At 70.5% G+C, this 25,428-nt stretch carries 23 protein-coding genes, 1 tRNA gene and 1 pseudogene; 15 read left to right on the forward strand and 10 right to left on the reverse strand.

The annotated features are described in order from the left end of the window. Positions 1-59: 59 nt before the first annotated feature. The 3 genes from QLQ12_RS37970 to QLQ12_RS37980 all read right to left on the reverse strand — a co-directional run bounded on the left by QLQ12_RS37970 (position 60) and on the right by QLQ12_RS37980 (position 3,390). On the reverse strand, positions 60-752 hold the full coding sequence (locus tag QLQ12_RS37970) for an NUDIX domain-containing protein (RefSeq protein ID WP_282765766.1): 693 nt from the start codon (positions 750-752) through the stop codon (positions 60-62). Between the two features lie 66 nt (positions 753-818). Beyond that, complete coding sequence (locus tag QLQ12_RS37975; RefSeq protein WP_282765767.1) at positions 819-2,231, reverse strand: GGDEF domain-containing protein; 1,413 nt, start codon at positions 2,229-2,231, stop codon at positions 819-821. A gap of 4 nt (positions 2,232-2,235) precedes the next feature. Further along, the gene (locus QLQ12_RS37980) at positions 2,236-3,390 is read right to left on the reverse strand and encodes an FIST signal transduction protein (RefSeq protein ID WP_282765768.1); all 1,155 of its coding nucleotides are present in this window, start codon (positions 3,388-3,390) and stop codon (positions 2,236-2,238) included. Between the two features lie 203 nt (positions 3,391-3,593). On the opposite strand from QLQ12_RS37980, the gene QLQ12_RS37985 reads away from it, so the two are divergent. Both QLQ12_RS37985 and QLQ12_RS37990 read left to right on the forward strand, forming a co-directional pair. Continuing rightward, a complete protein-coding gene (locus QLQ12_RS37985) occupies positions 3,594-4,442 on the forward strand; it encodes an ion transporter (RefSeq protein WP_282765769.1) in 849 nt (282 codons plus the stop codon). Between the two features lie 129 nt (positions 4,443-4,571). After that, on the forward strand, positions 4,572-5,543 hold the full coding sequence (locus QLQ12_RS37990) for an arabinan endo-1,5-alpha-L-arabinosidase (RefSeq protein WP_282765770.1): 972 nt from the start codon (positions 4,572-4,574) through the stop codon (positions 5,541-5,543). Positions 5,544-5,625: 82 nt separating this feature from the next. Here QLQ12_RS37990 and QLQ12_RS37995 read toward each other — a convergent pair whose 3' ends face one another. After that, complete coding sequence (locus QLQ12_RS37995; RefSeq protein ID WP_282765771.1) at positions 5,626-6,564, reverse strand: TIGR03619 family F420-dependent LLM class oxidoreductase; 939 nt, start codon at positions 6,562-6,564, stop codon at positions 5,626-5,628. A 155-nt stretch (positions 6,565-6,719) separates the two neighbouring features. Here QLQ12_RS37995 and QLQ12_RS38000 point away from each other — a divergent pair, with 155 nt between their 5' ends. The 6 genes from QLQ12_RS38000 (at position 6,720) to QLQ12_RS38025 (ending at position 13,965) form a co-directional block, all read left to right on the forward strand. Next, positions 6,720-7,550, forward strand: a complete 831-nt coding sequence (locus QLQ12_RS38000) for a DUF4142 domain-containing protein (RefSeq protein WP_282765772.1) — start codon at positions 6,720-6,722, stop codon at positions 7,548-7,550. Between the two features lie 248 nt (positions 7,551-7,798). Next, positions 7,799-11,293, forward strand: a complete 3,495-nt coding sequence (locus QLQ12_RS38005) for a LamG-like jellyroll fold domain-containing protein (protein WP_282765773.1) — start codon at positions 7,799-7,801, stop codon at positions 11,291-11,293. Between the two features lie 53 nt (positions 11,294-11,346). Further along, on the forward strand, positions 11,347-11,745 hold the full coding sequence (locus QLQ12_RS38010) for a DUF6582 domain-containing protein (protein WP_282765775.1): 399 nt from the start codon (positions 11,347-11,349) through the stop codon (positions 11,743-11,745). 98 nt (positions 11,746-11,843) lie between these two features. After that, positions 11,844-12,557 (forward strand): FadR/GntR family transcriptional regulator, encoded by a 714-nt coding sequence (locus QLQ12_RS38015; RefSeq protein WP_282765777.1) that lies wholly within the window; start codon positions 11,844-11,846, stop codon positions 12,555-12,557. Next, entirely contained in the window at positions 12,554-13,381 is an 828-nt protein-coding gene (locus QLQ12_RS38020) for a sterol desaturase family protein (protein WP_282765779.1), read from the forward strand. Before QLQ12_RS38015 ends, QLQ12_RS38020 begins: the two co-directional genes overlap by 4 nt. After that, positions 13,378-13,965 carry a lysoplasmalogenase gene (locus tag QLQ12_RS38025; protein ID WP_282765781.1) on the forward strand — a complete coding sequence of 196 codons (588 nt, stop codon included), beginning with the start codon at positions 13,378-13,380 and terminating at the stop codon, positions 13,963-13,965. The genes QLQ12_RS38020 and QLQ12_RS38025 overlap by 4 nt, the downstream gene beginning before the upstream one ends. A gap of 12 nt (positions 13,966-13,977) precedes the next feature. Here the strand turns inward: QLQ12_RS38025 and QLQ12_RS38030 are convergent. Continuing rightward, positions 13,978-14,050: transfer RNA gene (locus QLQ12_RS38030), tRNA-Ala, on the reverse strand. A gap of 101 nt (positions 14,051-14,151) precedes the next feature. Next, positions 14,152-14,505, reverse strand: coding sequence for a DUF1304 domain-containing protein (locus tag QLQ12_RS38035; RefSeq protein WP_282765782.1), 354 nt, complete (start codon positions 14,503-14,505; stop codon positions 14,152-14,154). Positions 14,506-14,758: 253 nt separating this feature from the next. Between QLQ12_RS38035 and QLQ12_RS38040 the strand changes: the two genes are divergently transcribed. Both QLQ12_RS38040 and QLQ12_RS38045 read left to right on the forward strand, forming a co-directional pair. Continuing rightward, positions 14,759-16,564, forward strand: a complete 1,806-nt coding sequence (locus QLQ12_RS38040; protein ID WP_282765784.1) for a phosphatidylglycerol lysyltransferase domain-containing protein — start codon at positions 14,759-14,761, stop codon at positions 16,562-16,564. Continuing rightward, positions 16,561-17,697, forward strand: coding sequence for an alpha/beta hydrolase (locus QLQ12_RS38045; RefSeq protein WP_282765785.1), 1,137 nt, complete (start codon positions 16,561-16,563; stop codon positions 17,695-17,697). Before QLQ12_RS38040 ends, QLQ12_RS38045 begins: the two co-directional genes overlap by 4 nt. Positions 17,698-17,819: 122 nt before the next feature. Here QLQ12_RS38045 and QLQ12_RS38050 read toward each other — a convergent pair whose 3' ends face one another. Then, positions 17,820-18,944: an acyl-CoA dehydrogenase family protein gene (locus QLQ12_RS38050; RefSeq protein WP_282765787.1), complete on the reverse strand. Its 1,125-nt coding sequence runs from the start codon at positions 18,942-18,944 to the stop codon at positions 17,820-17,822. Positions 18,945-19,058: 114 nt separating this feature from the next. Further along, complete coding sequence (locus tag QLQ12_RS38055; protein WP_282765789.1) at positions 19,059-19,691, reverse strand: GntR family transcriptional regulator; 633 nt, start codon at positions 19,689-19,691, stop codon at positions 19,059-19,061. Between the two features lie 65 nt (positions 19,692-19,756). Here QLQ12_RS38055 and QLQ12_RS38060 point away from each other — a divergent pair, with 65 nt between their 5' ends. From QLQ12_RS38060 to QLQ12_RS38070, 3 genes are all read left to right on the forward strand, one after another. Further along, positions 19,757-20,785 (forward strand): LLM class F420-dependent oxidoreductase, encoded by a 1,029-nt coding sequence (locus QLQ12_RS38060; protein WP_282765790.1) that lies wholly within the window; start codon positions 19,757-19,759, stop codon positions 20,783-20,785. Between the two features lies 1 nt (position 20,786). Then, positions 20,787-21,704, forward strand: coding sequence for an oxygenase MpaB family protein (locus QLQ12_RS38065; protein ID WP_282765791.1), 918 nt, complete (start codon positions 20,787-20,789; stop codon positions 21,702-21,704). A 68-nt stretch (positions 21,705-21,772) separates the two neighbouring features. After that, a complete protein-coding gene (locus QLQ12_RS38070; RefSeq protein WP_282765792.1) occupies positions 21,773-23,035 on the forward strand; it encodes a M14 family metallopeptidase in 1,263 nt (420 codons plus the stop codon). On the opposite strand, the gene QLQ12_RS38075 is transcribed toward QLQ12_RS38070, so the two are convergent. Beyond that, positions 23,036-23,557, reverse strand: coding sequence for a hypothetical protein (locus QLQ12_RS38075; RefSeq protein WP_282765793.1), 522 nt, complete (start codon positions 23,555-23,557; stop codon positions 23,036-23,038). Between the two features lie 86 nt (positions 23,558-23,643). On the opposite strand from QLQ12_RS38075, the gene QLQ12_RS38080 reads away from it, so the two are divergent. Further along, on the forward strand, positions 23,644-24,429 hold the full coding sequence (locus QLQ12_RS38080; RefSeq protein WP_282765794.1) for a S1 family peptidase: 786 nt from the start codon (positions 23,644-23,646) through the stop codon (positions 24,427-24,429). Positions 24,430-24,491: 62 nt separating this feature from the next. Continuing rightward, positions 24,492-24,777, forward strand: a pseudogene (locus QLQ12_RS38085) (pyridoxamine 5'-phosphate oxidase family protein); the annotation flags it as partial. Positions 24,778-24,873: 96 nt separating this feature from the next. Here QLQ12_RS38085 and QLQ12_RS38090 read toward each other — a convergent pair. Then, positions 24,874-25,422, reverse strand: a complete 549-nt coding sequence (locus QLQ12_RS38090) for an NADAR family protein (RefSeq protein WP_282765795.1) — start codon at positions 25,420-25,422, stop codon at positions 24,874-24,876. Positions 25,423-25,428: the final 6 nt, after the last annotated feature.

Below are 25,428 nucleotides of genomic sequence, written 5' to 3' on the forward strand. Positions count from 1 at the left end.
GTTCCCCGCTTTGGTGGCTCGCCGGGGGGGGCGCCCCGGCGCCCGCCCCCGAGCCCCGGTCAGCGGGATCGGTTGCGCATGATGGGCGGGTTGAGAGTGGTGGCGCCGCCGGCGCGATAGAGCGCCGCGGGGCGGCCCGTCGGGGGGATCCGCTTCGCACCGGTCGGCTCGATGAACTTCTCCGTGTTGATGACTTTCCGGCTGAAGTTGCGTGGGTCCAAGCTCTCGCCCCAGACCACCTCATAGACCGAGCGCAGATCGCCGATCGTGAATTCAGCTGGGCAGAATGCCGTTGCCAGTGTCGTCAGCTCGAGCCGCCTACGCGCCCGTTCCACCGCATCTGTCAGGATCCGGTCGTGGTCGAAAGCCAGGCTGCCGTGAATCTTGCTCACCGGCACCCAGGCCGCGCCGCTCGCGTCCGAACCAGCGGTAGGGACGGGCAGGTCGGGCATGATGGCGAGGTAGGCCACGCTCACCACACGCCCCCGGGGATCACGGTCGGGCTCCCCGTAGACCGCGAACTGTTCCAGGTGAAGACTGCCGCCGTCGAGGCCGGTCTCTTCTGCGAGCTCGCGAACAGCGGCGTCGTCAAGGCCTTCGCCCGCGCGCACGAAGCCGCCGGGCAGGGCGAACTGGCCCGCGAAAGGCTTGTTGCCGCGGATGACGACGAGCGTCTGCAGGGCTCCTTCGCGAACGGTGAGGATGACAAGGTCCACCGCGATGCGGAGCAGGGCGTGGTCCCGGGTCGTCACGGGACCGAGAATAGCTTGGTGTTGTTATGACATAAACTCCACCCGGGCACCGCCGCCCCCGCATGCTCAGCAGGCCTGGGGCAGGTCGGCGGGCATGTGGGGCTGGAACTCCTGGTAGGTGCCCTTTCGCGACCGCTTCGCCTGGTACATGGCCAGGTCGGCCTCCTCCACCAGGCGTCCCGCGGAGCGGCCGCCGCTGTAGGCGATGCCGACACTCGCCCGGGTGAACACCGTGCGCCCGGCGATGTCGTAGGGGCGGGCGAGGGAGTCGATGACCCGCTGGGCGATGTCGCGGGCCTGTTGCTCGTGGGCCAGCGGGTCCAGCAGGACCGCGAACTCGTCGCCGCCGAGTCGGGCGGGCATGTCGGTGTCGCGGACGGCGGCTCGCAGGCGGCCGGCGACCGCCCGCAGCAGCTCGTCGCCGGCGGCGTGGCCGAGGGTGTCGTTGACCTGCTTGAACAGGTCCAGGTCAAGGTAGAGCAGGGCGGCCGCGGCGGGGGTCGGGTCGGCGGCGATGACCTCCTCGACGCGTTGCAGGAACAGGGTACGGCTGGGCAGCCTCGTCAGCGGGTCGTGGTGGGCCTCGTGGACGGCGGCGAGGGTGTGCGCCCCGGTCAGCGCGAGACTGGCCTGCTCGGCGAACGCGGCCAGCACGTCACGCCGCTCAGACTCCCGGACGCCGCCACCAAGCCCCACCGCAGCGGCGGAGGCGATGACGAAACCGCCGGCCACGGCGCCGTCGATGTGGACCGGGGCGGCGATCAGCGGACCGCGGGTGACCGCGCCGCCCGCGGCCATCGCGCGGCCGGCGGCCTCGGCCAGGGCGGTGCTGTCGCATCCGCCTCCGCTGACGGAGGCGACCGCGCCGTGCAGGACCAGCGCCACCGTCACGTCGTCGAGCAGTGACCGGGCGCCCTCGGTGATCATGGCGAAGACCTCGGCCAGCGGCGTCCGCTGGTGAGCCGAACGCTGGACCCGCAGCAGCGTCTCCAGCAGCCGTTCCCGCCGTTCGAGGGCCTCGACCAGTTCGAGGCGGGCGAGCGCCTCCCGCTCCCGTTCGAGGCGCAGCTGACGTTCGGCCTCCAGGGTGCGCAGGCTGCGCAGGGCCAGGCCGAGGACCCGGGCCATGCCTTGCAGCATCTGCCGTTCCTCGGCGGCGAACGGCTCGTCGGCCCGGGCGACGATCAGCCGCTCGGAGGTGTCCTGGCCGAGGACGTGCACGGTGAGGTGCATCCGGCCGGCGCCGGAGAACGACGCCGTCCCGGCGCCGTGGGCCAGGCTGGTGAACAGTACCGATGACGGGTCGCGGCCGAGACCCAGTGACGCCAGCACGTCGTCCCCGCAGACCACCGCGGCCACCTCGGCGTCCGTCGACTCGGTGGCGCGCTGCACGGCGATGCGGGCCGCGCTGGCGATGGTTCCGGCGCGGGTGATGGCGCTGAAGAACTCGGTGAGCTGGAGGGCTGACCAACCGGACACGGCGTCAACCGACGGCGAGAGCGACGACGGTCAGATGGTGCATGCCCTTGGCCTGCGGTTTACGGACGATCTCACCGTTGGAGTAGAACCCGCCGTACGGGATGGGCTTGAGCGCGTCGCGCAGCCGGGACACGGCGAGGTCGATGCCGTCGGAACCGAGCGCGATCGGCCGTACGCAGCAATCGAAGACCAGGACCCCGAGCGGCGCGGAGACCGCGGAGACCGCGGCGACGGCGGCGGTCGCGGTCGCATCGACGACCTCGTCGTCGTCGGCCTCCATGAGCCAGACCATCGCGCCTTCGGGGGTGTCGGCGAGTCCGGAGAGGGACCGCTCCACGGGATCGGCGGCGAAGACGATCCGGATGTCCTCGCCGGTGCGGCGGGCCAGGCCGAGCGGGCGCACGGCCGCGAACCGCAGAAACGCGGCGGGGTCGGCGGCCAGGCCGGGGGCGCCGCCGGTGCGGCGCAGGTAGACGTCGAGCGCCGGCTCGCCATCGAGTTCGTGGATGGTGCCGGACTCGCTGCGCGAGACGACCATCGGCTCGCCGGTCCGCCGCCAGCCGTGAGCGGCGCCGATGCCGAACGGCTCGGGCGCGCCGAGGACCGCGTTCGGCAGGACCTGCACGTCGGTGCCGGAGCTGAAGAATGCCCAGGTGCCGGTCTGGGTGGCGTCGTCGCCCGCGCAGCCGCCGACCAGCGGCACCTGCGCGCCGGCGACCGAGTAGGCGCCGCGCACCATCTCCTGCTGGTCGCTGCTGCGCCCGTCGCCGAGCAGCAGCACGACGCGGTGTTCGGCGTCGATGTCGTCGAGGCTGGAGGCGGCGATGACACCGGCCTCGTACAGGTCGACGCTGTCGTGCGGGACGGCGCGCACCGACGCGGCGTATCCGCCGAGCGCGTTGACGACGACGCCGGAGCCGCGGCCGTCGGTGGTGAACTCGCCCGACGTCGTACAACCGATCATGAGCACGTCGCCGCCGGCCTCGGCGTGCACCGCCTCGGCCATCCCCCTGGTCGCGTGCGACAGCGACGCGAAGACGACCAGCAGCCCGGCCCGGCGTCCGCCCAGAGCCTCACGGCACGCCTGGGCCCCGGCCTCCGCCGGGTCCGCCGCCAGGCTGCGCCCGACCCCGAACCACCGTTCCCCGGCCGCGCCCATGTCCGCTCCTTCGCCCGCGGCCCGCATTCGCGCACCGTCCAGGCCAGTCGATCGGCGCTGCGAGCAGCCATCTGAGGCGAAACCGCAAACCCATGCGGGGTACGGGCGACCCCGCTCTGCCCCAGCGCAAGAGGCGCCCTTCCCGGTGGGCGGCGCTTTCGTAGGCTGGCGGCATGCCGGGACCACCAGTGCGACGACCACGAATGGCCCAACGGTGCGCCCGGATCGCCGAATCCCGTGTGTTCGAGGTGCTGATCGTCGTCGTGATCGGCGCGAACGCGGCCCTGCTGGCTGTCGAGACGTACCCGTACCCGAAGTCGGCCGCTCCGCTGCTGCACGGCCTGGAGTGGTTCTTCCGCGCGGTGTTCGTCGCCGAGATCGCGGTGCGGATCCTGGCGTACGGCGACCGTCCCCGGGAATTCTTCCGGCACGGCTGGAACGTGTTCGACTTCGTCGTGATCGCCGCGGTGTTCATTCCGGGCCTGCACGGCGACTCGGCGGCGCTGCGGGTGATCCGGATCGCCCGGGTGGTGCGGCTGGTCCGTTTCTCGCCGGGCCTGCGCACGATCGTGTCGGCGCTGTGGCGCAGCCTGCCGGGTGTCGGCGGCTTTCTGGCGCTGGCCCTGGTGACCTTGTACGTGTACGGGATGGCCGGCTGGCTGATCTTCGCCGAGGCCGATCCGGATCAGTACGGCACTCTCGGCCGCGCGGTGCTGACCCTCTTCGTGCTGCTGTCGCTGGAGACCCTGCCCGATCTGATCGAGCAGGGTCTGGCGCTGTCGCAGTGGACGCTTCTCTACTACGTCAGCTACGTGCTCATCACCGTCAATCTGCTGGTGAACATCCTGATCGCGGTCATCGTCAACTCGATGGAGGAGGCCCGCCGCCTGGAGATGACCGAGCACATGGCGACCGATGAGGATCAGGACGGCATTCCCGACGAGATCGACCGGATCATGATCAGTCAGCGGCTCGACGATCTCCGGTCCGCGATGGCCGAGCTGGAACGCGAGCTACGCATCGACAGACATGAGCGCCGACCGTCGGCGTAAGTGTTTGTGCCAGTCCATGCGATCCGCCTTGACGTATTGATTGTGATCGCTAACATACGGGCATCCCCTATCTCTGCGGAGCCGCTTCCCCGAGCGGATTCGCGCATCCGGTGTCAAAGGTGGATCCCCATGAGAAGACTGCTCGTCGCCGGCGTGACCGGCATGCTCGCCCTCACCGCCGTCGTGTACGGCGCCGGCTCGGCGAACGCCGCCGCCTACCCCAACCCCGGCGTGGTCACCGGCTCGACCGGCGCACACGACCCGACCATGGTGAAGCGGCCCACCGGCGGATATCTGCTCGCCACCACCGGTGACGGCATCACCCTGAAGACCTCCCCGAACCGGACGGCCTTCACCGACGCCGGCAAGGCGTTCCCGAACGGCACCCCCTGGGCCAGCTCCTACACCGGGGGCAGCGCCCACCTGTGGGCGCCCGACGTGTCGTACCGCAACGGAAAGTACTGGATGTACTACTCGGCCTCGACGTTCGAGTCCAGCAAATCGGCGATCTTCCTGGCCACCAGCACCACCGGCACGTCCGGCAGCTGGACCCACGTCGGCAAGGTGATCGAGTCGACCACCACGAGCGGCTGGAACGCCATCGACCCGAACCTCACCGTCACCCCGTCTGGTGAGTGGTGGCTGACCTTCGGCTCGTTCTGGACCGGCATCAAGATGGTCAAACTGAACGCGAGCACCGGCCTGCGGGCGGACAGCACACTGCGCGCGATCGCCGAGCGGTTCACCAACAGCAAGTCGGTGGAGGCGCCGTTCATCCACTACCGCAACGGCTACTACTACCTGTTCATGTCGTTCGACTTCTGCTGCCGAGGGGCGTCCAGCACGTACCGCACGATGGTGGCCCGGTCGACGAGTATCACCGGGCCGTACCGGGACCGCGCCGGCACTTTGGCCACCGCGGGCGGCGGCACCGAGATCCTCGCCGCGCACGACGGCATCCGCGGGCCCGGGCATCCGGCGGTGTTCACCGACAGTGACGCCGACGTGCTCGTCTACCACTACTACACCTCGTCCGGCGCCGCGAGGCTCGGCATCAATCTGCTGGGGTGGGACTCGTCGGCCTGGCCGTACGTCTACTGATCACGGGTCGGCAGCGGCGGGGGAACGCCCTTTGATCGGTGGGGTGTGGGCGCTGGTGCCCACACCCCACCCACACCCGGCCTCAGACCCCGGCGGCGCGCACCTGCTCGTGCAGCTCGGCCGCCCGGTCGATCAGCTCCTTGACGTCACGCACCGCCGCCGGCAGCGTCAGGTAGACGTGGTCGGCCCCGGCCTCGGCCATCGCCGCCACGTCCTCCGCGAACTGCGCGACGGTCCCGGTGAACGGCTGCCGGGGCTGCGCCGACGGCTCTGTCAGGGCCATCGCGGCGATCTGTACCGTGCAACCGATCGCGCCGGGATCACGACCGGCCTCCTCGGCCAGTTCACGCAGCCGGGCCCGGGTGGCCGTCACCTGTTCCGGCGTGACGCCGCTGGCCACCCAGCCGTCCGCCCGCCGGGCCACCCGTCGCAGCGCCTTTTCCGAACCCGGGCCGGCGCCGAGCAGCACCGGAATCGGCCGGGCCGGTTTCGGGCCGATGTCGGCGGCCGCCACCTCGTAGTGCCGCGTCGAGAAACTCACCGGGTTCGGCCCCCACACGGCGGCCGCGATGTCCAGGAAGTCGTCGAGCGCACGGCCACGCTCGGTGAGCGGGACCGGCGCGGTCGCCGCGAACTCGTCCGGCGACCAGCCCGTGCCCAGCCCGGCGATGAGCCGGCCGCCGCTGGCCGCGTCCAGCGTCGCCAGTTCCCGGGCCAGGCGCGTCGGCAGGTGCAGCGGCACCACCAGGACACCGGTGCCCAGCTCGATCCGCTCGGTCACCGCCGCCGCCGTGGCCAGCGTGACCAGAGCGTCGGCGACACCGCGGTAGATGTCCGGCCAGGGCAGGCCGGGCACGCTGTAGAGGCCGTGCGGCCCGCTCTGGTCCTCGGGCACGAGCACCCGCTCGAACACCCACAGGCTGTCGTAGCCGATCTCCTCCATCGCTCGGGCCGCGGCGACCACGTCGGCGCCGGGGTCGAAGTGACTGAATTGGGGCAGACTGACGCCTAGTTTCACCATGCGAACGACCATTCCACACTGGACACGAGGCCGCTGACCCCTTCCGGACACTTGAGCTCGTTTTGAGGACGGAAGAGATTCTGTTGATCCGCTGTGGGCTCCCATCCGTGCTCATGACCATCGGGGTAACTCCGACACAGGCCATGGAGGCACACGTGCTCGCTGTCGTTCGTTTGTTCGCCTCACCCGGCCGGGTGGCCGGGTTGCTCGCCGCGACCCTGGCGCTAGCTCTGTTCGACACACGAGCAGCCGGCGCCGTCGAACCGGGGGTGCCGGATCCGCCCAGCGGCCTGCTGACCGACCGCGGCCGGGGCGAGATCTCCGAGGCGGACAAGGACTTCGTGGTGAAGGTGCGCCTCGCCGGGCTGTGGGAGATCCCGGCCGGCGTGATGGCCCAGGAGAAGTCCGACAGCGCCCGGATCAAGTCGATCGGCAAGGACATCGCCGACCAGCACGGCGTCCTGGACAGGCTGGTGCAGGACGCGGCGAAGAAGCTGGAAGTCGACCTGCCGGACAAGCCGAACAAGGATCAGCAGGGCTGGCTCGACGAGATGGAGGCCGCCGACGGCAAGGCCTTCGACCAGATCTACATCGACCGCCTCCGGGCCGCGCACGGCAAGATCTTCCCCGCGATCGCCACGATCCGGACCAGCACCCGCAACGACACCGTGCGCAAGCTCGCCCAGCGCACCAACCAGTTCGTGATGACGCACCTGACGCTGCTGGAGAGCAGCGGCATCGTCGACTTCGCCGCGCTGCCCACCGCGCCGCCGCCGAACGCCGCCGCACCGAACTCGGCGAACTCGGCGAGTCCGGTGCTGTCCGCCGCGAACGCCGGCGGCAACCCGCCCGCGGTCGGCTTCCCGGTGATCGCGCTCCTGGTCATCGCGGGCCTGGGCGGGGCCGGGTTCATCACCTGGCGGATGATGCGGTCGGACCCGCGGCGCCGCTACAAGCGGCCACGGAACCGTGGCTACGGGTACTGACAGGAGACGAGGGACGCCGGGAACGGCGTCCCTCGTCTCGTATCAGTAAGGCAGTGGACAAGGGAACAGCGCACGAGCGGGCCGAGAGCCAGGGCGGCCCGCCGGCGGCCACGGCGGCGGATCTCCGGACAAAGCATTGACGGGCCTGGATTTAGTTCGTAATGTGGCCGAAATCCCTCGTTGACAGAACGCAGTCGCTCGCTCCGCGTTCTTTTGTTAACGCTCACATCCACGCGTTGGAGCGATGTATGAGAGCTTGGAAGATCCTGCTGGTCACCGGTCTGCTGATCACCTGTCCCGCGATCCCGGCGCGGGCCGCCGACCTCCCCGCCCCGGTCCTGGCCTACGAGTTCGACACCGACCCGGGCGGCGGCGTCATCACCGACAGCTCCGGCAACGGCCTCGACGGCACCCTGGTCAACAGTGCGACCGCGGCATTCCAGGACGGTGCGCTGCGACTGCCGGGCGGCTCCCCCACCGGGAACGGCGCCTACGTCACCATCCCCCGCGAAGCCCTCGAAGGCCCCACCGACCTGACCGTGTCGGCCCGCGTGAAGTGGGACGGCACCACCGCGCCCTGGCAGTGGATCTATGCGCTCGGCAAGGACACCGGCCGCTACCTGTTCACCACGCCCCACCACGGGGACGGCAAGCTGCGCACCGCCGTCACCAAGGACTCCGCAGGCGCGGAGGCACAGGTCACCGGCTATGCGGCCCTGCCCTCGAACGTGTGGAAGACCCTCACCGTCACCCTCGGCGGCGGGCACGTCACCACGTACCTCGACGGGGTCGCCGTTGCGCGGGCAGCGACCACGGTGACCGCCGCGGATCTCCTGGACGCCGCGACCACGTCGGCCGGTTTCATCGGGAAGTCGTTCTACCCGGACCCGCTCTTCGGCGGCGCCGTCGACTCGTTCCGGATCTACGGCACGGCGCTGGACGCGGGGCAGGTGGCACGGGAGTTCGGCGGCACACCGCCGGCCGCGGCCGGCCTCGCGCAGACCGCGTTCGACGTGCGGACCACGATCGGCACGGCGCCGTCCCTGCCGGCCACCGTGAGATCCCGGTTCACCGACGGGTACGACCGGGACGTCCCGGTCGACTGGGCGGCCGTCGACCCCACGGCGTACGCGCGGCGCGGCGCCTTCACCGTGACCGGCGCCGCGGCCGGGCTGCCGGTGACCGCCACGGTCACCGTGATCCGCGAGGGCGAGCTCACCATCGACCTCGCCCGGACCACCGGCGCCTTCCACGGCGGAGCCTCCGGAACCCTCTACGGGCTGTACGGCGACGGCGTCCCCACCAACAACCTGATCGAGGGCATGCACCTGCGCACCGTCTCGACCAAGGCACAGGACGGCCCGCAGCACCCCGGCGCCGACGCCCTCGAAGTGGTCAAGCCGCTGGCCGACAGCACCGGCGGCGACGTCTACGTCTACATGACCGACATCCACCGCGGTTTCCCGTACCAGTGGCCGGGCAGCACCCCGGCGGAGAAGCTGACCGCCTTCAAGGACAAGATCGCCAAGCAGGTCGACCAGGTCCTCCAGCTCGACGCCTCCTACCGGGACCGGATCGTCTTCGTGCCGTTCAACGAGCCCGAGGGCAACATGTTCGGCACCGGCGAGTGGAGCTACGACGGGGTCAGCTGGCTCAGCGACCCGGACGACTTCTTCCGGGCCTGGGACGACGTCCACGCCCTGATCAAGGCGAGGATTCCGGCCGCACGGATCGCCGGACCGAACACCAGCATCCTGTACGAGCAGGTCAAGGGGTTCCTGGAGCACACGGTCACAGCCGGAACCGTTCCGGACGTGATCACCTGGCACGAGCTCAGCCACCCCGAGGCGGTCCGGGAGAGCGTCGCGAAGTACCGCGCCTGGGAGACCGCGATCATCGGGCGCGAGCTGCCGATCAACATCAACGAGTACGCGTTCAACTACCACACCTCGGTGCCCGGCCAGATGATCCAGTGGATCTCGGCGATCGAGGAGTCCAAGGTCGACGCCGACATCGCCTACTGGAACATCGACGGCAACCTGTCCGACTCGGCGGTGCAGGCCAACCGGGGCAACGGGCAGTGGTGGCTCTACAACGCGTACGGCGGCATGACCGGCGACACCGTGAAGGTGACGCCGCCGTACCCGGGCCGCAACTACTCGCTGCAGGGCGTCGCCACCCTCGACAAGGACCGCCGGCAGGCACGCGCCATCTTCGGCGGGACGACCGGCGCCGGGTACATCCGTTTCGACAACGTCCCGAAGAACCTCGGCCCGACGGTGCACGCCTGGATCCGGGAGATCGGCTGGACCGGGCAGGTCGGCGACTCGGCCCCGCCACGGCTGATCGCCGAGAAGGACGTCAAGGTCGTCGACGGGGCGGTCGCCTTCGAGTTCGACGAACTGATCGAGTCCTCGGCGTACGAGATCGTCCTCGCCCCCGCCGGGAAGGCCTCCGCGGCGAAGACGCCGACCGTGTGGCAGGGGTCGTTCGAGGCCGAGGACGCGAAGTACACCGGCGGCGGCTACAGCCGCAACGGGCCGGAGGGTTCGCCGTCGGACGTGTCGAAGTTCTACACCTCGGGCGGCTTCAACGTCGGCGGCCTGCGCACCGGCAGTGACGGTGTCCTCGATTTCACCGTCGACGTACCCGCCGACGGCAGCTACGACCTGAGTGTCTTCGCGAACTCGCTCAACACCTTCGACCGGGTGCGCGAGCAGGGGCCGACCAACGTGTTCCTGCGCGTCGACGGCGGCGCCGAGCAGGAGGTCTTCCTGCCGCTCGGCTACAAGTGGGTGGTCTGGGACCACAGCGACACCAAGGTCACGCTCACCAAGGGCACGCACACCATCTCGCTCGCGGCGAAGAGCCTGGACGGCACGAAGGCCACCAAGGGGGACGCGATCGTCGACCGGATCACCCTCGCCCTGCCGAATCCGGCCGCGAAGACCGACGTCTACGAGGCCGAACTGGCCGAACTCGACCACGCCCGCTCCATCACCGGCGGGGCCGCGCTGGGCCGAGGCGGGACGGCGACCTTCTGGGTGTACTCCAAGGCCGACACCTCGTCGCTGGTTGAAGCGGTGACCAGCGGAAACGTGAAGATCACGGTGAACGGCACCGCGGTCGAGGGCCGGAAGCCGGCGGTCTCGCTGACCGGCGGCGTCAACAAGATCGTGGTGACCGGCACGTCACGCGACAGCACGATCGACCGGCTCGACGTGCGCCGGGCCGACACCGCGCTGCCCTCGGTATCCTACGAGGCCGAGGACGCGGCCCTGTCCGGCACCGCCACGGTCACCGCGAAATCCCTGGCCGGCGGCGGCAAAGCGGTCACCGGCGTGGGCGGTGAGCCGGGCAACGCCAACACCGTGACGTTCACGCTCACCGCGGCCACGGCCGGGACGTACGCGATGCGGGTCCGCTACTCCAACCCGGAGCAGGCGGTCGCCACCCACTACAACCCGGACCCCCTCGCCCGGCACGCGGACATCACGATCAACGGGGGTACGGCGAAGCGGGTGCTCTTCCCGCACAGCTTCCACGACAACAACTTCTGGGAACTGACCGTGCCGGTCGCGCTCGCGAAGGGCCGCAACACGGTCTCGTTCGCGTCGGCCGAACTGCCGAACTTCGACGGCGCCACGTACGCCTCGGCCACCTGGCCGGACGTGCTGCTCCGGTCGAAGTACGCGCCGGTGATCGACAAGGTGACGGTGACGCCGTACAGCGTCGCCCGTTGATCTGATCGGGGTCCCGGCCGCATGGCCGGGACCCCGACGGGTAAACGTCGCGTATGGCTACTCGACGAACGAAGAATCACGAACTGGACGCCGCCGACCGCGACGCGCTGCCGGACAGCGTGTTCGCGTTCCCGCGTCTGCGCAAGGAACCCCTCAACGACGCGAGCCACGTCCGCAACGCCCTCGCCCGCTTCGACCAGGTCCGCGACGTCAGCGACGCCGAACGGGACGAGGCCTTCACGCGGATCCGCAAGGCCGCGCGCAAGTACGGCGTGGAGGTGACCGAGACTCGGTGGCAGCAACTCGGCAAGCCGACGAAGACGATGAAGTCGTCGGACAAGCCCCGCGAGGGCGCGAGCAAGGCCGAGCTCTACGCCAAGGCGAAGGACCGCGGGATCGCCGGCCGCTCGACCATGACGAAGGCCGAGTTGCTGCGAGCCCTGCAACGCTGATCGACGGCCCGCCGGCCCCGTCCGGCGGGCCTCTTCGTGGATCACGAACTGGTCCAACCAGTTGACGGGTTGACGTGATGGTGGGCACACTGCCCGGCATGACGTTCGCACCGCTCGACAGGCAGTCCGTCTCGGACCAGGTGTTCGGCCGGCTTCGTGACGCCGTTCTCGGCGGCCGCTACGCGGCCGGCGACGCCCTGCCCAGCGAACGGGAGCTGGCCCGCTCCTTCGGGGTCAACCGGCACGCGATCCGGGAGGCGCTGCGCCGCCTCCAGCAACTCGGCCTCGTCCGGGTCAGTCAGGGCGGCGCCACCCGCGTCCTGGACTGGCGGGCCACCGCCGGCCTCGACCTGGCCATGGCGCTCACCCAGGCCGGCGACGTGCTGCCGGTCCCCACCCTGGCCCGCGACGTGATGGAGATGCGGGTCAGCATCGGCGCCGACGCGGCCCGCCTCTGCGCTCTCCGCGCGACCCCATCGGCTCGCGCGGCGGTGGCCGAAGCCGTCGAGGCCTACGCCGCCGCGGTCCCCGACCTGGCCGCCATGGGCGTGGCCGACCTGGCCGTGTGGCGGCGCATCATCGAGGGCTCCGGCAACATCGCCTACCTGCTGGCCTACAACAGCCTCACCTCCGGCGACCTGGCCGTCGGCCACGTGCCGCCCCACCTGCGGGCCGCCGAGCTGCTCGACGTCGCCGCCCACCGCCGGCTCGCCTCGCTGATCGACACCGGCGACGCCACCGGCGCGGAGCGGGCGGCCCGGGCGCTGCTCACCCCTGTAGTCGGTTCCGAACAGAAGGCCGAACGCCGATGATTCCCGCCGTCCTCTACGCCGTACCCGCGTTCCTGCTGCTCATAGTCATGGAACTGCTGTCGTTCCGGTTCCTGCCGGACGACTCCGAGCGTGGCTACGAAGCCCGCGACACCGCCACCAGCCTGTCCATGGGCCTCGGCAGCCAGATCATCGGCGTGCCGTGGAAACTCGTCACCGCGGTCGCGTTCGCCGGGCTCTACGTGCTCAGCCCCTTCCAGCTCGACCCGCACGACTGGTGGGTGTGGGTGCTGCTGTTCTTCGCCGACGACCTCGCCTACTACTGGTTCCACCGGCTGCACCACGAGGTGCGGGTGTTCTGGGCCGGCCACGTGGTGCACCACTCCAGCCAGTTCTTCAACCTGTCCACCGCGCTGCGGCAGAGCTGGACACCGATGACCTCGCTGCCGTTCTGGCTGGGACTGGCGGCCCTCGGCTTCCCACCGTGGATGATCTTCCTGCAGCAGTCGATCAGCCTCGCCTACCAGTTCTTCCTGCACACCGAGCGGATCGGCAAACTGCCCCGGCCGATCGAGTGGTTCTTCAACACGCCGTCGCACCACCGCGTGCACCACGGCGCGAACGACCCCTACCTGGACCGCAACTACGGCGGCATCCTGATCGTCTGGGACCGGCTCTTCGGCAGCTTCGAACCCGAGGGCGAACGTGTCCGGTACGGCCTGACCAGCAACATCGAGACGTACAACCCGATCAAGGTCGCGACACACGAGTACGCGGCGATCTGGCGGGACCTGCGCGGGGCGAAGAACTGGCGGGACCGGGCCGGTTACCTGTTCGGCCGTCCGGGCTGGCAGCCCGCCGCATGATCCTCCCGTTGTTCGTCGCCGTCGCGGTGGCGGAGGTCGTCGCGGTGGCGGCCGACTGGACCGCGGTGCAGTGGGTGGCGAAACCACTGCTCGGGCCGCTGCTCATCGCCTACATGTTCCAGCGTGGACAGCGGGACCTGGTGACCGTGGCGCTCGGGTTCGCCACCGCCGGGGACATCGCCCTGCTCGTGCCGGGGCAGACCGCGTTCCTCGCCGGAATGGGGTTCTTCCTCGGCGCGCAGGCTTGCTTCCTGGTGGCGTTCCTGCGGCGCCGCCCGCCACAACGGTGGGCGTTCGCGGGCTACGGGGTGCTCTGGGCGCTGGCGAACATCCTGTTGTGGGAGCGGCTGGGTGCTCTGCGCGTACCCGTGCTGATCTATAGCCTCGCGCTGACCGCGATGGCGGCGGCAGCGGCTGGGTTGTCCCGGCGGGTCGCCGCCGGGGGTCTGCTCTTCCTCGTCTCCGACCTGCTGATCGGGCTCGGCGCGGCGGGCATCCGGCCGCCGGCGCACGGCGTCCTCGTCATGACGACCTACGCCGCCGCGCTCGCCCTGATCACCACCGGCTGGGTGCGGCGGCGGTGAGGACGGGCGAGGGAGGGCCGGCCGGATTCGAACCGGCGTCTCCCGTCTTGCAGAACGATGCGACGACCTCTGCGCTACGAGCCCTCCCCCGCGCCGGTGATCCTAGTCGTCAGAAGCCGCGGCGTACGGGCGGCTCTCGGCTGCCGTAGCGGCGGGAAGGGTCGTAGCCGGCGGGATCGCGGGTGGTCAGTGGGCCAGGAGGACCGGGATCAGAGCCAGCACGGCGGGGACGGTCTGCACATAGATGATGCGGCGGCTGGCGGTCAGGGCTCCGACGATGCCGGCGATCGCCACACAGATGAGGAAGAAGACGACGACCCCGAACCCGCCGCCGGCCAGGCCCCAGATGAGGCCGGCGGCCAGGAAGCCGTTGTAGAGGCCCTGGTTGAGGCCGAGGACGCGGGTCTGCTCAGCGAACTCCGGCGTCAGGTTGAAGGCCTTCCGGCCCCGCGGCTTGGTCCAGAGGAACATCTCCAGGACCGCGATGTACACGTGGAGGAGCGCCACGACCGCGGCCAGGACGTTCCCGATGATCAGCATGGGACGGACACTACCCTCCGGCCGGAGCGGGCCCGCGTCGTGTGCTCGGGCGGAGCGATCCGGCCCGTCCGACGGCGGGTGGGGACCCCCCATCCGGCGGGGATGGACCTCGCTACGGGTCTACCGAAAGGAGGAGACAAGTCTGCTCGACGGCCGATACCCGCCTTGCGCGGTGATGACAAGCTCTCAACGGTCCGGCTGATCTTGACGCTCCACCAGATCACTCGTGACAGCAGCGATCGGGGGAGATGAAGTGAAGCAGAGGCGTACCGACCAGGACGAGGGACGGGAATCCACCCCACGGTGGGACTGGCGCCGGCGGGTACCCACCGCGTTCGGCGTGCTGTGTGCCCTCGTCGGGATCCTGGGGATCCTGGCCGCCGCGGGCGCCGTCCGGGCCGACCTCGCCGGTGACGCGTCGCTGTGGTCGGGACTGCCCGCCATGGCGTCGGCCGCGAGCGGCATCCTCTACCTGATCGTGGCGCGGGGCCTGATCCGGCGCGAACACACCGCCTGGGTGTGGCTGGTGTCCCTGATGACATTGCAGCTCGTGCTGGCCGCCGCCGGGATGGTGGCGGACGGCGGGCACGCGACGAGGACGCACGGCGCCGGGCTGCGCATCGCGGTCGGCGCGCTACTGCTGGCCGTGGTCGTGGCCGCGAGCGGCGAGTTCACCGTCGGACGCGGACGGCCACGCCGGTCGACGACCATGATGCTGGTGTCCTTGGCGGTGCTGGGCCCGCTGGCGAGCTGGTGCGTTCTGACCGTGTTCAGCCCGGGCACCTCCGGTGGCGCCCATCGCGCCGTCTGCGGCACCTGGTTCCTGGTGCGATGGCTGGTGGGGATCCGGCAGCCGCACTTCGACGCGCAACCTCCGGCGTGGATTCCGCTCAGCGTCGGGCTGGCCGGAGCGGCCGCCGTGCTTCTCGCGGCCTATCTGACCCTGCGCCCCAGCCGCCGGATCGTGCAGCGGCCCGGCCATGGCACGGCCGAGGTGCGCGAGCTGCTGGCGGCGCACGGCGCACAGGACTCCCTCGGATACTTCGCGCTGCGCCCGGACAAGGCGGTCGTGCTCTCCGCCACGGGCAAGGCCGCCGTCTGCTACCGCCTGGTCAACGGGGTGAGCCTGGCCGCCGGCGACCCGATCGGCGCGCCCTCGGAATGGCCCGGCGCGATCAAGGCGTGGCGTGACGAGGCTGTCGCGCACGGCTGGACCCCGGCTGTTCTGGGCGCCGGCCCGGCCGGGGCGCGGGCCTACTCGCGAGCGGGTCTGCGGGTGCTGGAGATCGGCGACGAGGCGATTCTGCACGCCGGGGAGTTCACCTTGGAGGGACGGCCGATGCGTGGGGTGCGGCAGGCCGTGCAGCGGGTGCGGCGGGCCGGTTTCCAGGTACGCATCCATCGGGTCGGCGACGTCGCACCCAACACCATGGACGAACTGGCCGAGTACGCCGAGAAGTGGCGCGACGGTCCCACCGAACGCGGCTTCTCCATGGCCCTCGGTCGTTTCGCCCACCCGGACGACCTCGAGTACGTGGTGGTGGAGGCCCGCGACGCGGAGGGACGGCCGGCGGCGGTTCTCGGCTTCGTGCCGTGGGGCTCCGACGGTCTCTCGCTCGACCTGATGCGCCGCGGCCCGGAGAGCCCCAACGGCCTCTTCGAGTTCATGATCGCCGAGCTGATGGCCCAGGCCGGCGTCATGGGCCTGCAGCGCGTCTCGCTCAACTTCGCGATGTTCCGGTCGGTCTTCGCCCGCGGCGAACGGCTGGGCGCCGGGCCGCTCCTGCGCTGGTTGTACGGCATTCTCAAGATTCTGTCCCGGTGGTGGCAGCTCGAGTCGCTGTACCGCGCGAACCAGAAGTACCAGCCGACGTGGCAGCCGCGTTTCGTCTGCTATCCGCGGGGGCGGACCTTCCCGAGGGTGGCCGTGGCCGCCGCGATGGCCGAGGGATTCGTCGCGGCTCCGGGGCTCCGGCGCACGGCGCCGCCGTCGCGCGACAAATCCGTGGTGACCATCGACCGGACGGGTGCCGCCGTGTGGACAGGGGTCTCCCCGTGAACGACATCGTCATCACCAGCGGCTGGGTGATCGCCCTGCTGGCCGGCATCACCGTGGCGGCCGCCACGGCCACCGCCGCGTTCTGGGACCGAGGCCGGTTCCGCGTGGTGCACCGCGCCGCCGGGCTGCTCGTCGTGCAGTTGCTGCTCCTGCTGAGCATCGCCGCGGTGGTCAACAAGCAGGCCAACTTCTACGTCACGCTCGGCGAGCTGTTCGGCAAGGGCGGTGGCGACACGTACGCGGGCACGCTCCCCGCGGGCGCGCCGAGGCTGTCGTCGGACGGCGGCGGGAAGGACGACCTCGACCGTTGGATCGCCGGCCATCCCGCCGAGCCGGGCAAGGGCACCGTGATCCCGGCCATGCTCGCCGGCGCCGGCACCGGGTACGCGCTGCCGGCGCAGATCTACCTGCCGGCCGGCTATGCCTCCCCGGCGGCGGCCCGGCGGGACTTTCCGGTCGTCATGTTCCTGGCCGGCTATCCCGGCACGGTGGACAGCTGGCTCAAGAGTGTGGGGGTGGGCGCCGCGCTCGACGAGGCGATCGGCGCCGGCCGTCTGCCTCCGGTGATCGCCGTCCTGGCGGAGCAGGACCCGGTCCGTGGCCGGGACAGCGAGTGTGTCGACTCGGTCCACGGCGTCCGTGCCGACACGTACCTCAGCACCGATGTCCCCGAGGTGGTTCATCACCACTTCCGGGCTGCCCGCGGCCGGGAGAACTGGGCCCTGGTGGGTTACTCGACGGGCGGATTCTGCGCGGTCAACCTGGCGCTGCGCCACCCGGACCGCTTCGCCGCCGCGGCCTCGCTCGCCGGCTACTTCCGCCCGCTGATCGACCGGTCGACCGGCGATCTCTACCACGGCGACCTGGACCTGCGCCGCGCCAACGACCCGCGCATCACGATCGGTCAGCAGCGGCCCGCTCCCGTGCACCTTTTCCTCACCGCCGGCCTCGGCGACCGGGCGGCTCTGCGGGACCTGAAGGCGTTCGCGCCGCTGGTACGCGCTCCGGACACGGCCACGGTCCTCGACGACCGGGCGGGCGGCCACAACTTCACCACGTGGCGGGCGGTGCTGCCCGACCTGTTCAGTTGGCTGGACAAGCAGTTCGGCAAGGGCGGCGCCCGGGCCGCGTGATGTGTTCGGGGACTCCTGGGGAAGGAGAGCCGACGCGCGCGGCGTGGTTGCGGTCGGGGGCCGCGGGACGCGTACCGGAGAGGGGTTTGTGGTGAGGGCGAGCGCCGCGTGGGGAAGCGGTCTCAGAGACCGTAGGTCTTGCCGATGATGTCGCGCTGGATCTCGCTGGTGCCGCCGTAGACGGTGGCGGCGAGGGTGGCGCGGACGTGGCGTTCCATGTCGTACTCGCAGGCGTAGCCGTAGCCGCCCATCATCTGCATGCCGGCGAGGGCCACCTGGCGGGCGACCTCGGTGGTCTTGAGTTTGACCATGGAGCTCTCGCGCGGGAGGACCCGGGCGGGGTCGCGGTCGACGAGGGTGGCGACGCGGTGCACGAGGAGGCGGCAGCATTCGATCTCGGTGGCCAGGTCGGCGACGCGGTGCCGGAGCGCCTGGAACGAGCCGACCGGGCGGCCGAACTGTCTGCGCTGCCTGATGAAGCCGAGGGCGTCGTCGAAGGCCCGCTGGGCGGTGCCGAGCATCAGGGCGGCGAGGATCAGGCGTTCGACGTTGAGGCCGGCCATCAGCTGCTGCCAGCCGTTGTCCCTCGTGCCGACGACCGCGTCCGCCGGGAGTCGCAGGCCGGTGAAGTAGAGGTCGTTGACCTCCTTGCCGCCCATCGTCTCGATGCCGCTGATCCGCAGGCCGGGGGTGTCGGTGGGGACCAGCAGCATGGTGAGGCCGTGGTGGTCGCCGGGGCTGCCCGAACTGCGGGCGACGAGCAGGATGGCATCGGCGATGTGGGCGTTGGAGCACCACGTCTTCTGGCCGTCGACGATCCAGCCGTCATCGGTGCGGACGGCCCGGCAGGAGAGGTTGGCGACGTCGGAGCCGGCTTCCGGCTCGCTCATGGCGATGGCGAAGACGCGGCCGGCGACCAGGCCGCCGAGGACCGTCTTCTTCTGCTCGCCGGTGCCGGACCGCTCGACGGCGGCGGCGACGATCGCGCTGGTGGTGAAGCCGGCGACGGGGGCCTGGCCGTAGGCGACGCGCTCCAGGAACAGGCAGGTGTCGACCATGCCGGCGCCGGAGCCGCCGTACTCGTCGGGGACGGTGACGCCGAGCCAGCCGAGGTCGGCCATCCTGCGGTAGAGGCCGGGGTGGTGAGGGCTGTCGCCGCGCTGCTCGCGGGTGCCGGCCTCGCGGCGGCAGAAGTCGTCAATGGCCTCGGCGAAGGCCTTCTGCTCGTCAGTGAGATCGATGCTCATACCGCCTGCTTCCCACAGTTTCGGCAGGTGAATCGCGATATTGACAGCGACAGTAACATATCAAATATCAAATCTCAGCCAAGATTTCATGGGGCCACCGGCACGGCCGGTGACTCAGGCCTCCCAGATGCCCAGGTCGTCGAGGTGCTTGACCAGGCGCTCCGCCCCGTCGGTGAAGTGCCGGGTCATCGCCGCACGGGCGGCCGGCGGATCACCGGCGGCGAACGCCGCGAGCACGGCCTCGTGGTCGGCACGCATGCCCTCGCGCCAGGCCGGGTCGGCCGAGTAGACGTGGGCCGGGGTGTATCGGGCGGCGGTGCGCAGGAACCAGCTCAGCTTGCGGGAGCGGGCCATTCGGTTGACCGCGCGGTGGAACTCGTATTCGTACGTCTCCACGTCGCCGGCGCGGCGGGCGCGGGCCACCTTGCTGTGCGCGACGCGCAGCTCGGCGAGCTGGGCCGCGCCGATCGAGGCCGCGACCCGGGCGGCCAGTTCACCGGCGATGTCGCCCTGGAGCTGAAAGACGTCGAGGATGTCCTGGCGGGAGAGGGGGGCGACCACATATCCCTTGCGGGGCTCCAGCTCGACCATGTCCTCGCCGCGCAGGGTGAGCAACGCCTCGCGGACCGGGGTGATGCTGACACCCAGGGAGGCGGCGACCTCTTCGAGGCGGATGCGGGCGCCGGGGCGCAGCTCGCCGGACATGATCCGGGCTCGCAGGGCGCCGGCCACCTCCTCGGAGAGCATCACTGTCACCTCTCGCTTTCTGGGCCGCCACCGTATCAAATATCAAAAATGACGAAAGGTGACCGATGCGGCTCGCAACGACGCTGATGTATGCCGGTGATCCACGCTCGACCGCGGACACGGCGGCAGGCTGGGAGAAGGCCGGTCTCGACGTGCTGTGGGTGGCCGAGGCGTACGGCTTCGACGCCCCCACGATCATGGGATACCTGGCCGCGAAGACCGAACGGGTCGAGATCGGCTCGGCGATCCTGCCGATCTACTCGCGCACCCCGGCCCTGATCGCGCAGACCGCGGCCGGCCTCGACGCGATGTCCGGCGGCCGGGCCATCCTCGGCCTGGGCGCGTCCGGCCCGCAGGTCGTCGAGGGCTGGCACGGCGTGCCCTATGACAAGCCGATCGGGCGCACCCGCGAGATCATCGAGATCTGCCGGGCGATCTGGCGGCGCGAGGTGCTCATCCACGACGGCCTCTACCCGCTGCCGCTTCCCGAGGGGCGGGGCACCGGTCTCGGCAAACCGCTGAAGATCCTCACCCACCCGGTTCGTGAGCGGATTCCGGTCCACGTGGCCGCGCTGGGCGCGGCCAACGTGCGGATGACGGCCGAGGTCGCCGACGGCTGGATCCCGTTCCTGTACGTTCCGGAGCGCGCCGCCGACATCTGGGGCAAGGCCCTGGCCGAGGGCGCCGCGAAACGTTCCGCCGACCTCGGCCCACTGGAGATCGTGGCGGGCGGGCCGCTCGCGATCGGCGACGACGTGACGCATCTGCGCGATCTGGCCCGGCCGACGGTCGCCCTCTACGTCGGCGGCATGGGCGCGAAGGGCCGCAACTTCTATCACGACGTGGTCAGCCGGTACGGGTTCGAGGCCGAGGCCGACCGCATCCAGGAGCTCTACCTCTCCGGCCGTAAGAAGGAGGCCGCCGCCGCGGTTCCGGACGAGCTGCTGGAGCTGAGCAGCCTGATCGGCCCGGAGTCCTACGTGCGGGACCGGATCGCCGCGTTCCGGGAGGCCGGCGTGACCGTGCTTAACGTGATACCCCTGGACGCGGACCCACAGCGGCTGCTGTCGCGGACCAAGGAGCTGATCGGCTGAGATGGGGCGTTACGAGGTGCGGGACCGGATCGCGGCCCTCGACCCGGCCGCCGACCATCTGGAGATCTATCAGCTCTCGTCGGGGCGGGAGTTCCCCTGGGACTACACGCGGGCGCTGGAGTTCGCGCTGTTCCGCACGTACTGCGTGCCGAGCATCTCGAAGCTGCTCGCGGCGACGGGCGAGTTCCGGGACCGGCCGCAGCGGCGGTACGACGACACGGCGCTGCTGATGGGGGAGATGGCGGCGCACGGGTACGACTCCGCACGCGGCCGGGACGCTCTCAAGGTCGTGAACCGGGCGCACGGCCGGTACGCGATCAGTAACGACGACATGCTCTACGTGCTGTCCACGTTCGTCTACGACCCGATCGACTGGCTGACGCGCTACGGCTGGCGGCCCTTGCACGAGCATGAACGGCTCGCGGCCTTCTACTACTACCGCGAAGTCGGCAGCCGGATGGGCATCCGGGACATCCCGAACAGCTACTCCGGCTTCCTGGCCTTCAAGCGGGACTACGAGTCGCGCAACTTCGTATACAGTGCTACAAATCGGGAGATCGGGACTTATACCGTCGACCTGTTCGCCGGCTGGTTCCCGCGGCCCCTCCGGCCGGCGGTCCGGCTCGGCGTCCGGGGGATGCTCGACGACCGGATGCTGCGCGCCTTCGGCTTCGAGCCGGCGCCCCACTGGGTCGGCGTCCTGGCAGCGGCGGGACTCCGGGCCCGCGCGCGTGCGCTGCGGTTCTTCCCGCCCCGCCGGGAATCGGTGCTCGGCCGGTCGAAGAACAACCGGACCTATCCCGGCTACCCCAGCGGCCACGAGCCGTCCGATCTGGGCGCCCCGCCCCCGCCGGACGACCTGCCGGCCGAGTTCCGGCGGTCATCACGTCAGAACCAGGGGGATATTGACATGCCCTGATGCATTGCCGGTTTTCGATGTCTGGGGGTTTGCTGTGAGCACTACTCCCCCAGATCCGGAGGTCGTTCATGAGACGACGGTCCCTCGCGGTGCTCGCCGCGGTTGCGCTCTGCGCGACCGCGGCCGTGACCGCCTCCTCCCCCGCCGGCGCGGAGCAGGTTCCCGACCCCGCCGCCGAGTACGAGATCTACGACGTCCGCACGCTGTCCCAGCGCAACGTGATCGCCCGAACCGGCGCCGCGATCGAGGACATCGAGCACGGCGTCGCGACCGTCACCGCCACCGGAGCCGAGGTCTCCAAGCTGCGCAGACTGGGCTTCACCGTCGAGTCGCCGGTCCGGACCCTCGACTTCCCGCCCGCCGACGCGGCCTACCACAACTACGCGGAGACGATCGCCGAGATCAACTCGGTGGTGGCCGCTTACCCGGCGATCGCCAGCAAGCGGGTCATCGGCAGGTCGTACGAGGGCCGTGACATCGTCGCCGTCAAGATCTCCGACAACGTCGGCACCGACGAGTCCGAGCCCGAGGTCCTCTACGACGCCAACCACCACGCCCGCGAGCACCTGACCGTGGAGCAGGCGCTGTACCTGCTCGGACAGTTCACCAGGACGTACGCGACCGACACCCGGGTAAGGAACGTCGTCGACACCCGCGAGATCTGGATCGTCCCGATGGTGAACCCGGACGGCGTCGAGTACGACATCGCCAGCGGCAGTTACCGGTCGTGGCGCAAGAACCGGCAACCCAACAGCGGATCCAGCTACATCGGCACCGACCCGAACCGTAACTACGGCTACAACTGGGGCTGCTGCGGCGGATCGTCCGGCAGCACGTCGTCGGCCACCTACCGTGGGCCGTCGGCGTTCTCCACGCCGGAGGTCCGCGCGATCCGGGACTTCGTGAACAGCCGGGTCGTCGGCGGGGTGCAGCAGATCAAGGCGGCGATCGACTTCCACTCGTACTCGAAGCTGGTGCTGTGGCCGTACGGGCACACCACCGCCAACACGGCCACCGGCATGAACGCCGACCAGGCCAACACGTTCGCCACCCTCGGACGGCAGCTGGCGGCCACCAACGGGTACACCCCGCAGCAGTCCAGCGACCTCTACATCACCGACGGGGACTCGCTCGACTGGCTGTGGGGCGTGCACAAGATCTTCGCGTACACCTTCGAGCTGTACCCGGGCAGCGCGTCGGGCGGCGGCTTCTACCCGCCGGCCAGCGTCATCCCGACAGAGACAGCCCGCAACCGGACGGCGGCGCTGATGCTGGCCGAGGCCGCGGACTGCCCGTACAAGGTGATCAACAAGCAGTCGACGTACTGCTGATCACAGCGTCAGGAAGCGGCTCTTCCAGGTGGTGAACCGCTCGCCGTACTCGGCCTGCGCGGCCTCGAGGATCACGTCCGGATCCTCGACGGCCGCCAGGCCGAAGTGCTCGTCCAGCCAGGCGCGGTACTCGTCGCGGGCGTCGCTGTCCTCCTGGTCCTCCAGGCGGTAGAAGAACACCTGCTCGTGGTCCACGCACGGCTCGCTGTCGAAGGTGAGCAGCCGCAGCAACTCGCGCAGGTCACGGGCGACGACGTGCTCGCCGCCCTCGTCACCGAAGACCACGACCGGCAGCGTCGCCAGGTCGGCGCGGTCGTCGATCCGCCAGAGGGCGTAGAACGAGCCACTGCCGGTCGCGGTGGCGAACGGGATCAGCCGGGACACGAAGTCCGGGTCCTTCGACCAGCCCGCTTCCAGGCCGGACGTGTCGTTCCAGTCGTCGAGGCCGAAGCACTCGGAGTACGCGCCGTAGCCGACACGGTCCTGGAATCGCTGGAGAAGATTCAACTCGGGAATGCTCACCCGCTCACGATATAAGCCACGCGGGATGTTCATATTTACGGCCTTCGATGTAATGATCGGTGCACCCAGACTTGAGGAGTACCGAGATGCGCAGATGGCGAACCCTTCTGGCGGTCCTGGCAGCGGTGGTCACCGCTGCCACGATGTCCCCCAATCCCGCCGCGGCGGCCAACGACCCGGTCGTCCCGTTCGTCGTCGGCGGCACCCGCGCCGCCCAGGGCGAGTTCCCCTGGATGGTCCGGCTGTCGATGGGCTGCGGCGGCGCCCTCTACAGCCCGACCCTGGTGCTCACCGCCGCACACTGCGTGAGCCGCACCGGCACCAACAGCTCGATCACCGCCACCCTCGGGGTCGTCGATCTGCAGTCGTCCAGCCGCGTCACCCGCAGGTCGAACTACGTGTACCGGGCGCCCGGCTACAACGGCAGTGGCGACGACTGGGCGTTCATCCGCCTGGCCAGCCCCGTCACCGGCGTCGCGACCCTGCCGATCGCGACCTCCACCGCGTACGACTCCGGCACGTTCACCGTCGCCGGCTGGGGCGCCAACCGCGAGGGCGGCTCCCAGCAGCGCTACCTCCTCAAGGCCACCGTCCCGTTCGTCAGTGACGCCACCTGCAACTCCAGCAGCATGTACGGCGGCGAGGTGATCGCCGCCGAGGAGATCTGCGCCGGCTACACCGCCGGCGGCGTCGACACCTGCCAGGGTGACTCCGGCGGCCCGATGTTCCGCCAGGGCGCGTCCGGCTGGATCCAGGTCGGCATCGTCAGCTGGGGCGACGGCTGCGCCCGCCCGAACAAGCCGGGCGTCTACACCCAGGTCAGCTACTTCTCGTCCGCGATCCGTTCGGCCGCCACCAGTCTCGGCGGCTGACCCGTCCGGCGGCACCGGGCGCCTGCCGAGCAGGCGCCCGGTGCCCCATGTCCGGCCGACGAGCCGACCCGCGCGTCTCCGCCGGGATCTTCGCCCCGCTCGTCGGCCAGGCCAGCAGCCGCGGCGCCCAGTTCTTCGGCACCGCCCGCATCCTCGAACCCGGCGATCGGCGCCTTCGGCGACTACTGGCCGGCCGTCCGCTGGCAGTCCGACCACGTCGAGCGTTCCCGCTCCCTCGACGACCCGCCGCTCGGCACGATCGCCGTGGTCACCCCGGACCGCATCGTCTACACCGAACACTGGCTGCGCCGCGACGGCTACGCCCCACGACAGACCCTCACCCCCTGACGTCGTACGAACCCCGGACGCTCAGGTGCGGGCGACGCCGTTGACGTTGACGGTGAACGCGGCCGGCCGGGCGGCTCCCTGACAGGGGGGCCGCCGTCAGCTCAGCTCGTCGCGGACCCGCATCAGGGCGAAGCCGAGCAGGTTGAGGCCACGCCAGCGGAACGGGTCGGCGGCGCGCTCGTCGTCGCGGGACAGGCCGATCCCCCAGATCCGGTCGAGCGGGCTCGCCTCGACCAGCACCCGTTCCCCGGTGGCGGTCAGGTAGTCACGCAGGGCCGGGTCTTGGGCGAACTTGGCCGTGTTTCCGGCGACGACGATCGGGACCCGGTGGTCGTTCCACACCTTCTGGTCGAACCGGGCCACCCGGCCGCCCAGCATCTTGGCCTGGTGCGGATGCCCGGCCGCGAGGATCCGCTCCGCCATGGCCGCGTCGTCGAACAGCACGGCCTTGCGCCACATCATGTAGTGCTCGGCGGTCGCGAAGGTGACCCCGTCGACGGTGAACCGCGAGGGGAACCACTGGCTCAGGCAGCCCGCGCCGATGCCGCCGCCGCGCTCCTCCTGGTGACCCCAGAAGAACAGGAACTTCGGCCTCTTCCCCGCTGCCCGGGCGGCGGTCAGTTCGGCGAGGCTGTAGATCGACATGGGAAG

The sequence above is a fragment of the Actinoplanes sandaracinus genome (genome assembly GCF_030009775.1).
In the GTDB taxonomy this organism is placed as follows: domain Bacteria; phylum Actinomycetota; class Actinomycetes; order Mycobacteriales; family Micromonosporaceae; genus Actinoplanes; species Actinoplanes sandaracinus.